Origin of the sequence: uncultured Mailhella sp., from assembly GCF_947631555.1 — a bacterium.
Classification (GTDB): domain Bacteria; phylum Desulfobacterota; class Desulfovibrionia; order Desulfovibrionales; family Desulfovibrionaceae; genus Mailhella.
This window is the reverse complement of record NZ_CANRLT010000086.1, coordinates 1-9,698: the sequence shown is the minus strand read 5'-3', so window position 1 is coordinate 9,698 and position 9,698 is coordinate 1. Positions and strand designations below refer to the sequence as shown.

General features: G+C 46.6%; 7 protein-coding genes and 1 pseudogene. 4 read left to right on the top strand and 4 right to left on the bottom strand.

From position 1 onward, the window contains the following. Window positions 1–1,103 (bottom strand): annotated as a pseudogene (locus Q0Z94_RS10095) (hypothetical protein); the annotation flags it as partial. 1,113 nt (window positions 1,104–2,216) lie between these two features. On the opposite strand from Q0Z94_RS10095, the gene Q0Z94_RS10090 reads away from it, so the two are divergent. Next, window positions 2,217–2,564: a LuxR C-terminal-related transcriptional regulator gene (locus tag Q0Z94_RS10090; RefSeq protein WP_298069349.1), complete on the top strand. Its 348-nt coding sequence runs from the start codon at window positions 2,217–2,219 to the stop codon at window positions 2,562–2,564. A gap of 1 nt (window position 2,565) precedes the next feature. Next, on the top strand, window positions 2,566–2,880 hold the full coding sequence (locus Q0Z94_RS10085; RefSeq protein ID WP_298069347.1) for a hypothetical protein: 315 nt from the start codon (window positions 2,566–2,568) through the stop codon (window positions 2,878–2,880). Window positions 2,881–2,885: 5 nt separating this feature from the next. Here Q0Z94_RS10085 and Q0Z94_RS10080 read toward each other — a convergent pair whose 3' ends face one another. Then, on the bottom strand, window positions 2,886–4,097 hold the full coding sequence (locus Q0Z94_RS10080) for a site-specific integrase (RefSeq protein WP_298069345.1): 1,212 nt from the start codon (window positions 4,095–4,097) through the stop codon (window positions 2,886–2,888). 254 nt (window positions 4,098–4,351) lie between these two features. On the opposite strand from Q0Z94_RS10080, the gene Q0Z94_RS10075 reads away from it, so the two are divergent. Continuing rightward, window positions 4,352–7,033 carry a type ISP restriction/modification enzyme gene (locus Q0Z94_RS10075; RefSeq protein ID WP_298069343.1) on the top strand — a complete coding sequence of 894 codons (2,682 nt, stop codon included), beginning with the start codon at window positions 4,352–4,354 and terminating at the stop codon, window positions 7,031–7,033. A gap of 411 nt (window positions 7,034–7,444) precedes the next feature. Further along, on the top strand, window positions 7,445–7,792 hold the full coding sequence (locus Q0Z94_RS10070) for a hypothetical protein (RefSeq protein ID WP_298069340.1): 348 nt from the start codon (window positions 7,445–7,447) through the stop codon (window positions 7,790–7,792). Window positions 7,793–7,794: 2 nt separating this feature from the next. On the opposite strand, the gene Q0Z94_RS10065 is transcribed toward Q0Z94_RS10070, so the two are convergent. After that, the gene (locus Q0Z94_RS10065; protein WP_298069339.1) at window positions 7,795–8,046 is read right to left on the bottom strand and encodes a hypothetical protein; all 252 of its coding nucleotides are present in this window, start codon (window positions 8,044–8,046) and stop codon (window positions 7,795–7,797) included. 204 nt (window positions 8,047–8,250) lie between these two features. Continuing rightward, window positions 8,251–8,853: an inovirus-type Gp2 protein gene (locus tag Q0Z94_RS10060; protein ID WP_298069337.1), complete on the bottom strand. Its 603-nt coding sequence runs from the start codon at window positions 8,851–8,853 to the stop codon at window positions 8,251–8,253. Between the last annotated feature and the right edge of the window lie 845 nt (window positions 8,854–9,698).

Sequence of the window (9,698 nt, the reverse complement as noted above, 5' to 3'; positions counted from 1 at the left end):
TCTGCGCCAAACGCCGCACCATCAAGCGTGAACGTAATCGTACCATTCGCATCGTCCACTACCACCGTGCCGTCTTCTTGAGTTTCTCCGGCCACAGTGATGCCGCTCAGCACCGGGCCGTCATCATGGACTTCCACGCTGAGAGAGCCGTCGGCGGTATCGCCGTTGCCGTCCACGACATGGATGCCGATCTGTCCGCGCAGGGCGTCATCCGCGCCTACGCTGTTCCCATTTTCATGCGTCCGGCTTCCTTCAAGAGCGTACTCGTATTCCACATGCAGCGTGCCATCGCCATCGACAGCGCCTGAAAAGTCGTTGACCAGGACGCCGTTCACCGTCAGGCCAGTACCCTGCTGAACCGTCACGTTGCCTTCTCTGTTCACGCCAAACGTGACCTTATTGCCATCGGGATCCGTCAGCGTGACCGTACCGCCTTCGCCGTTCAGGTGCACGTCAAAGCCGCCGCGCCCCTTGTAGCCATGTCCCCTGTCACCGCTGCCGGCGTCTCTGCCGGTTCCCGCGGCAAAGGCAGCTTCGTCCACTATAATACCAGCGGATCCGGTACCCGCCGCGTTCGGATCGGTTCCCTCGGGGTCGGGCGTCGTCATGAAATTGTCGAGACTCGGCGTGGCGTTGATATATCCGGCGTCTTCCCCCACACGACCGGCCGCGCCGTCGATTTCCGGCTCATAGCCTCCATCGGGCCAGCCCACGTCCAGACCTCCCAGACGGTCAAGACCGTCATACAGGGCCATATTGGCGTATTCATGATAGCGACCACCCCCAACGCCCGCGGCGGCAGCACGCCCGCCGGGACCTGCGGCAGGCATCAGATCCGGTTCATTCATGGCCGCAAAGAAATCCGCACCGGCCACCTGGGCTCCGTCCACCTCAAAGTTCGGCATATTCTTGCTCGAATAGGTCTTGTAAAAATCCGTCAGGGTCAGCGTTGCCCCATCCTCAAAGGTCATGACCAGGTTGTCGCCATTTCGGGACAGGGTGGCCGCATCGGTGGGGAAATCAAACACGAACCTGGCTTCAGGTTCGCACGTTACTGCCTGATTTGTTCCAGCTTCGGGACGAACAAGACGTATGTCTGCCATGATGAAATTCCTTTAAAAATTTTGGAGATGCCGTGGAGAAACAAGTAACGACAAAAAAAACGACAAAACAAATCCAGCCCATGCAAGAAAAACATCTCGCATGGGCTGGACTACGGTACTGGAATGTCAGTTAACGAATAGAGACGCACGCTGTTTTCAGCGTATGCAATACTCCGTCGAGAGAGAGAGAGAGAGAGAGAGAGAGAGAGAGCATAAAGACCTGTCAAATCAATAGGTTACGCAACACTGGGGAAGGGGTATCACCGTTGATGCCGCACTCTTCCACATCGTAAGGATGATGCCATGCATGTTTTTACGAATCCAACCATCACATGGTGATGGAAAACATCAAAGGGAGAGCATCCTCACTTCGCGAACCCTTATTGACAGGATTCTTCGAGCGATCCATCCGCTCGATGAAATTATCTTGCCCTTTCCTCGTGCGACTGTCAAGAGGTCTTTCCGAAAAATTGCATTTTTCCGAGAAGGGAAAGCAGGACAAAAGCTAACGCTTCCGTTTACAAGAGGATACGTCTAAATGAAGAGCGATGTTCAGGGAGCATCCAGGCAACTGTGGGATAACAGCCGAAGCGGAAAAGCGCACGAAGATGCAGGATAGGTCTTGCGGGCGAATGATGGCACACAGGAAATAGTGTCCCCTCGGCAAAGCCGGTGGGTATCCTGACAGGCATCCTTTGCATGGGCGACTGTGTGGTTGAGGGCATTCACGCTGCAAAAGCCTTTGGCGAAGGCAAAGGCATATGGCGCAAACACGCGCTTGCGGCGACGGCTCTGCTTGTGTCGGGCACTTGGGGCATCAGCGTAGCAGTGTTCTGAATAATCATTTTTTATTTTAGATAGTTATGGGAAGCCCCTCCTGACGCTTTTCAGCAGAGGATGGAGCCTTCCCTTCTTGAACCTGAAGAACCGTCGAGATAAATATTTTCAACTTGCATAACTCTACCACTGCCGCCCAAAAATCCCCCATGCTACACAGTTAATGTCCGAAAACCGATTTCGTAGAGGTTGTAGCCATGAAGGGACTCACAAGACGACAGAGTCAAATTGTCATACTGCTGGCAATGGGCAAATGTCCCAAAAGAAATTGCCCGCATGTTATCTATTCACCGAACAACTGTTTACAGGCATCTGGCGACTATTAGAATGGTGTATGACGTGCATGGAAATATCGAACTCATGCGGGCAATTTTGTCTGGACTTCCGAAAAATGTATCACAACTTGTTCTTACTCCACGTGGCAGGGAAGTTTTCCAACTTATTCTTGCTGGAAAAACCAGTAAAGAAATTGCTGAAATTTTTTGCATAAGTTACAGTGGCGTTCTCCGACACAGAGAAAAAATGCTTGAGCAAAATGACTGCCACAGCATGACTGAGCTTATTGCAAAATATTATAACCTGTCACCTGATTCACTCCCTGAGCTTCCTTGCATCGGAGGCTAATATGCTCACAGAAAGTCCGACTGTCATCGTCACTACTCCAGAAGAGTTACTCCCCTTGCTCATGGAAGCTGTACGGGCAGCAATAGAAGATGAGAAAAAGACTGATGTCGTCAGTCCACAAGGGAAAAAGCTGCTTGCCCCAAAGGATGTCGAACGTGAGTTCGGCATTCACAGAAAAATGCTTGCCGAGTGGCGCTCGGAGGGTATCGGCCCAGCGTATACCACTTTCGGCAGACGTGTTCTGTATGAACGTTCCGTGATAGAAGATTATATCGTTTCCAAACGGATCAAAACTTCCGAGGACTCTGGCGCATGACAACTTCAAGCCAACATGTCCCCTATAATCGACAGTTTTTCGTTTTCCTGTCCGGGAAAGAGGTGCGCATAACGCATGGTCATGGTGATGTTCTTGTGGCGCATGAGTTTCTGAAGTTCCATGAGCGAGACTTTGCCGGACTGTGCCAACCAAGACGCAAACGTATGCCGCATGGTGTGCAAAGTCACGGCGTACAGGCTGTCGCCATCTTTCGGGGCCAGATTGAGCTTTCTGACAGCGGTCTGGAAGCAGGCGGGCGTTTTATCAAAAGCCGTCCGCTTGCGCGGTTGCTGGAAAATCGGTTCTGCTGGCTTGCGTTTGTACGCTTGAAGCATCTGAATCATATCTTCAGGCACACGGACAAACACCCGCTTGCCCCCTTTCTGAATGATATAGAGGCCACAAGCATTTCCGTCCACGTCCTGTCCGCGCAACTTGAATATTTCCGTGGGCCGAAGGCCGGTTCGCAGGGAGAGCAGTGCCATATCGTGCAACTGCGGATGCCGCTTTTCGAGGTCGTCCAGAAGAGCTTTGGCTTCCTCTCTGGTCAGAAAACGAAGCCTTTCATTGTTGGCCTTGACCATCTTCCATGTGCCGCTCTTGGTGGACAACGGATTGACGCCGCTCCATGCACCGGTGGCAATTGCCCTATTTATAGCGGAACGCATGAAGCTGAAAATGTTGTTGACGGTCTGGCCCGCCAGAGTCTTTCGGGGCTTTGCCCTGCCCCTGGATTTGACGTTTCCGCCCTTTTTGGACTTTGTATTTCCCGTGGGGGTAGCGAGCAACTCTGCCTTGAGATTGGAGAGGAGTCCAGAACTCAGAGCGGAAACAGGCAGATCGTGGATTTTGGCCTTGAGATGGGCCTTGTACTGGCTGTAGTGCTGGTCAACGTACTTTCCTTCGCTCCTGCCCCAGGCAAGGTAGGCGTCAACAAGCTGACCAATCGTCACATTGTCGCGGGTAGCCGGATTTATACCTGTGCTGGCGATCTCGGCGATGAATTTTGCCCGTTCGCTCTTGACCATTGGGGGCCGGATACCCTCGCTGTGCCTGCCTACTGTCTTCCAATGACCCTTTCCCTGGGCATCAGTGTAGCAGAAACAGTAGATGCGATCCGGCTCTCCCGTCTTTGGGTTGCGTATCTTGGAAGACAGGCGATAGAAAACGCCCTCGAACTTAGTTTTTATGTATTTTCGGCTTGTTACGTCACTCATGAAGGCATGATAACGACGAAAGACTTAAAAGGGAAGATGGTTATCCATTCATTATCCAAAATGGATTTTTTGGATAAAATTGATAAAGATAACTACTTATTTTTTATAATTTTATTTGCAATGTTTATAGCAGCATGTGAGGGAGAGAGAGAGAGAGAGACGGTTGGGCAAACTCAGGCAATGCCCGCGGGTCTGCGCCGATACAACTTCCTCTGCCTCAGATACACGGGCTGCAAAACGTCATTTACGCCCGAATGGTGCAGAAGGTCGGCGAGAAGCGCTACTGGGAGCAATGGGCAGCAGATGTGGCGAAAATCGCTCAGGGCTACATGGAACGTATCAACCGGCTCATCGCCAAGCCTGGCGAGCATAAGGTCGCTTTTGACGGACTCCTCGAAGATTTACGCAAAAATATCAACCCCGCTGTTTCTTCCGGCGAAGTAGTGGAGATGTTGGCTCAACACTTGATTACCAAGCCCGTCTTTGAAGCTCTGTTTGAAAATTATTCTTTTGTGAAAAATAATCCCGTTTCTCGCGCCTTGCAGAGCATGATTGAGCTTTTGAAAGAGCAGGCACTAGAGAAGGACGCAGAAGTACTGACACGCTTCTATGAATCTGTGAAAATGCGCGTTTCCGGTATAGATAATGCCGAAGGCAGGCAGCGCGTCCTCATCGAGCTATACGACAAATTTTTCCGTACTGCCTTCCCGCTCACCGTAGAAAAATTGGGTATTGTCTACACACCAGTAGAAATTGTGGACTTCATCAACCGTTCTGTTGCGGATGTGCTGCAAGCCTCCTTTGGGCGCTCACTCTCGGATGAAAACGTGCATATCCTCGACCCCTTTACCGGTACAGGAACCTTTATCGTGCGCATGATTCAGAATGGTCTTATCGCACCGGACGCTCTGAAGCGCAAATACAAACGGGAACTGCACGCCAACGAAATCATCCTGCTGGCGTATTACATCGCCTCTGTCAATATTGAAAACGCTTGGCACGCCGTACAAGAAGAACAAACGGAGTACACTCCATTTGACGGCATCTGTCTGACGGATACTTTCCAGCTTAGCGAAAATGATAGTGACCTCTGGCTCCATGCTCCTAGACTTAAGCGGAACTCTGAACGGATGCAGGAACAGCAGAAGTCTCCTATTCAGGTTATCATTGCCAACCCGCCCTATTCAGTAGGCCAGAAATCCGCCAATGACAATGCACAGAACCAGCATTATGAAAAGCTGGAAAAGCGCATCGCAGATACCTATGTAAAAAATTCAGTCGCAATACAAAGCAAGAGTGTTTACGACTCCTACATTAAGGCCTTCCGATGGGCCTCGGACAGGTTGCCAAAAGACCAGGGTGGCATCATAGCTTTCGTTTCCAACGGCGGCTGGCTCAACGCCAACGCTATGGACGGCTTCCGCAAGTGCCTGGAAGAAGAATTCAGTGAGATTTATGTCTTTAATCTTCGTGGAGCTATCCGCGGAAAACATGGGGAACTTGCGAAAAAAGAGGGAAAGAACGTATTTAACATCATGACCGGTGTTGCCATTACTGTTCTGGTCAAAAAGCCCCGGAATCATGGCAAAACCTACATTCGTTATCATGACATTGGTGACTATCTGAGCAGGGAAGAGAAGCTTAAGATTATTGCCAAAAAGCGTAGCGTCCTCAGTCCCGACATGGGGTGGGAGCAGATTCATCCCAATGCTCACGGGGATTGGCTGAATCAGCGCAACGAACAGTTTAGTACCTTTATCCCGCTGGGAGATAAGGACAACAAGGACAATAAGCAGACATTTTTTGTGCCTTACTATTCTCCCGGCGTTGTGACAGCACGCGACGCCTGGTGCTATAATTTTTCAAAAAATACACTGATAGCAAACGTAAAACATACAATAATGTTCTATAATAAACTAGTAAAGTTAAATAAAAATGGTCAACCAAGACCAAATATAACCTCAAAAGATATTACAATGACGGCGGCTTTTCACCAGGATTTAAGGCGGCAACGTAAAAAAATATTTGATGAAAATTCTTTATACACTTCTATATATAGGCCATTTAATATGATAAACTTCTATTTTCATGCATCACTAAACGAGAGACCTGGAAAAATGTCTTTTCTATTTCCAACTAATGATACAGAAAATCTTGTAATTTGCGTTTCTGGCACAGGTAATAAAAAGTCATTTTCTTCATATATTGCAAACAGCATACCTGATTTCCAGTTTCAATTTAATTGTCAATGCTTTCCACTTTATTATTACGAGAAAAAGAACTTATATCAGCAAACCTTACTAGATGAAAAAGACGGCACTCAATATGTGCGCAAGGACGGTGTGACGGATTTTATTCTGGAACGCTGCCGAATAAACTACGGTTCCAAGGTAACGAAGAAAGATATTTTCTACTACGTCTACGGGTTGCTACATTCGCCAGACTATCGCAAAACCTTTGCTGCGGACTTGAAGAAGATGCTTCCGCGTTTACCACTGGTGGAAAAGCCTGCGGACTTTTGGGCATTCAGTAAGGCTGGACGCGATCTGGCCAAACTGCACCTGAACTACGAAACACAGCCAGCCTGTCCTCAAGTCCATGTGGAAGGCGAGGAAAGCGGCAAGTTCCAAGTGGAGAAGATGCGCTTCCCGAATAAGGACGACAAGACGGTCATCGACTACAATGGCTACATCAGGATTTCCAACATTCCGCTGGAAGCTTATGAGTATGTAGTCAATGGTCGTTCTGCCATCGAGTGGGTTATGGAGCGCTACCAAATCAAGACGGACAAGGCCAGTGGCATCATCAACGACCCCAATGACTGGGCGAAGGAACATGACCAGCCACGCTACATCCTTGACCTGCTTCTGAGCGTAATAACCGTGAGCTTGAAGACGATGGAGATTGTCAAAGAGTTGCCGCGTCTTTCCTGGTAACTGTTTGCCCCTGCATAGTAACCTGCCACAGGTGAACTTCGCCCTGCGTACCCCGCAGGGCTTTTATTCCTTACCCCCTGCTGAGCAGCCAGTGCAGGTGGCTTCAGTGCCGGGCGGATTTACCTGTTTTCGTTGACCGTGTGGGCAAAATCGGCTAGACCAAAAGATAACGGCTCGCAGGGTAAAGAAAGAGGAAGGTCACCTGGTGACTGTCTTGGAACTTTACCGGCTTTTATCAGAACCCGAGAATAGGTATTCCCATGTATACACTTGTGTTGAGGAGTTGGAGAACACCTTTGTACGGCGTGAGATTCTAGGCGTCATAGGATTGGACTTTGGTCTTGTTCTTGTGACTGCCTACGATATTGATAACACTGAAACATTTCTTTCTAAACCTTGTGGAGAGTAACTATGAAGACGCTTGCTTTGTATGAATGCCTTAACAAGTGTATGAACGAAGGTAAGGGTGATTATTTCATTTATGTAAATGACCGCCCTGTTGTAGACTGTGACCATCTTCCGTTTAAATTAGCTCTGAGTGTTGCCCCTTGTTATAAAGATAGTTCGTATGACATTCCAATGCCAATCAAAAAGATGTTCGATGATGTCAAGTTCTGTTATGAATATGTTACTTTTTATAAAGAAAAGGAAATAGACCTGAAATTATACATGAAGTGTGATGATGGACACGCTGAATGGATTGAACCTGCCTCTTGTCACATTGATGATGAGAAAAAGGCTGTCATTTTGGAATTGTAAACTCAATCCTTGTAACAGGCTTTCCATGTAAGCATAAAGCTGGAACGGTCTTCTTCGGAATATCTGGAAAGGGCTAGTTCCAGCGATTTGCTGAAATTGCCTGAGCGTTTATAGATTTTCAGGATGTATTGAATCCTACGAGAGGAAATATACGTTTCTGTCATATTCTTCTGGAATGTATCTCTAACAAGATTAATCCATTTCAGAAAAGCATCCATCAAGTCATCTTTCAGTTCTATACCTTCCAATTCCATAAAGCGTCTCATGATTTTTCTTCTACGGAAATGGAAGGTATTTTTTGCTCCACAATACATCGGAAGAATCCGTCAGTTCCTTGGTCGTCTAGGAAGCCGAGCGTTCATCATGATAGCGTATCAGCTATGACGAAGTGGACACCCCAATTCCCATTGACTGTACCTGGCAGCTATACACCCCAGTTTGAAGGTATAACAGAGACATTATCGTGAAGTTTTAATAAGCCAGGACCCCTTATCACGATTTTCCTTACCCCGAACTTTGGCAAGATATGAAACTTGATAAAAAGCCTTATTATAGTTGCTGTTGAAATCATCACTGTTCTTGTCAATAATGATACCGTTTTCATGAGAAGAACAAAAGTCAATTAACCCATCCTGTTCTGTACCTAAACTCTTTTTCCAAAGACGTTCAGCTTTTTGGAGTATTGGATAACTTTTGTTCTTTGCATTAGCATTGACAATAACATTAAAATGATAATGTTTGTGTATACTTTTATCCTGTTCTTCAACATACATAAGTTTGGCATCTACCTTGTGTCCACCACCTATTTTCTCTCTATTAAGAGACCTTTTGAGGTTATAAGTAAAGTCATATACTTGATTTTTATTGCATTGTATATTATCGTTATTCGGATACCGTACATCAAATCTTACTACCATAACTTTTGAATGTTGATCCAACATGGAATTGAAAGTAGACTCAATCTTGTCTAATGCTTTCTCATAACAACCTTGTTTCTTGTTAATGTCTGTATTGATTGGATGGTTGTTATATTCAGGAAGGAAAGTGATATTCTCTTTCATAATGTTCTCCATTAAAGAAAGAGGGACAGAAGCTATACCGTTGGCTTCTGTCCTCTCTTATCTTTTTGTGTTATGTGTGATGATATGTGAGTGATGATAAAAGATAATGAATAAAGGTATTACCAATTAACCGAAATGATGGTATTCCCTTTTTGCAATGTGTATAACAAAAATAATTCCCACAGCGCAATACTTATCGCATAATATCTTTGGCGGAAAATTTTTATTTTACAAAATAATGTATGTCATACCATTCTCTCATGAGTAGCATATAGGGTAGCATTATGGTCAAATTCATCCTGAAAGCTCGGGATAAAGGGATAGACATGGATGAATGCCATTCACCAAAAAGGATACGCTTTGCTTTCCTCCTTTCCCATGCCCTTTCCGACACGCTTTGTGATGCCTGATTGAGCAAAAGGACTGAAACCTTTCCTTGAGAATGGAGTAAGCGCTCCCCCTTCAAGCAGCTTTTCTGATATGCCGGTTCACCTTTGGCCTTTGACATGTACCTTCACGAAACGGCATGACCATGACGCTTCGTTTTGGAAATTTTTGAATTTTAAATATCCATCCCCCCCTTTTTTTTCCGCAATTTCCGGAAAAATCCGCCTATCTTTTTCAAATTTCGCGATCTTTTGATTGTCAATGCCATTGCTGCTTCGCAATGAACAAGGCCAATGTCAAAGCCCTTTCCCTAGCGACAACGTGATGGTCAATCCAGTTGAAAAATTGAGACACTGACTTTTATAATGACAAATGTTTGAGATTATGCTATCCTTCAAAAAAAAACGGAGGGTACCGAGATGCATTGCCGGAAATGTGGTTCTGAGGCTTTTGTTAAA

Coding starts and splice junctions, on each gene's coding strand:
- Q0Z94_RS10090 (WP_298069349.1), top strand. CDS start 2,217: ATGTTATCTATTCACCGAACAACTGTTTACAGGCATCTGGCGACTATT.
- Q0Z94_RS10085 (WP_298069347.1), top strand. CDS start 2,566: ATGCTCACAGAAAGTCCGACTGTCATCGTCACTACTCCAGAAGAGTTA.
- Q0Z94_RS10080 (WP_298069345.1), bottom strand. CDS start 4,097: ATGAGTGACGTAACAAGCCGAAAATACATAAAAACTAAGTTCGAGGGC.
- Q0Z94_RS10075 (WP_298069343.1), top strand. CDS start 4,352: ATGGTGCAGAAGGTCGGCGAGAAGCGCTACTGGGAGCAATGGGCAGCA.
- Q0Z94_RS10070 (WP_298069340.1), top strand. CDS start 7,445: ATGAAGACGCTTGCTTTGTATGAATGCCTTAACAAGTGTATGAACGAA.
- Q0Z94_RS10065 (WP_298069339.1), bottom strand. CDS start 8,046: ATGGAATTGGAAGGTATAGAACTGAAAGATGACTTGATGGATGCTTTT.
- Q0Z94_RS10060 (WP_298069337.1), bottom strand. CDS start 8,853: ATGAAAGAGAATATCACTTTCCTTCCTGAATATAACAACCATCCAATC.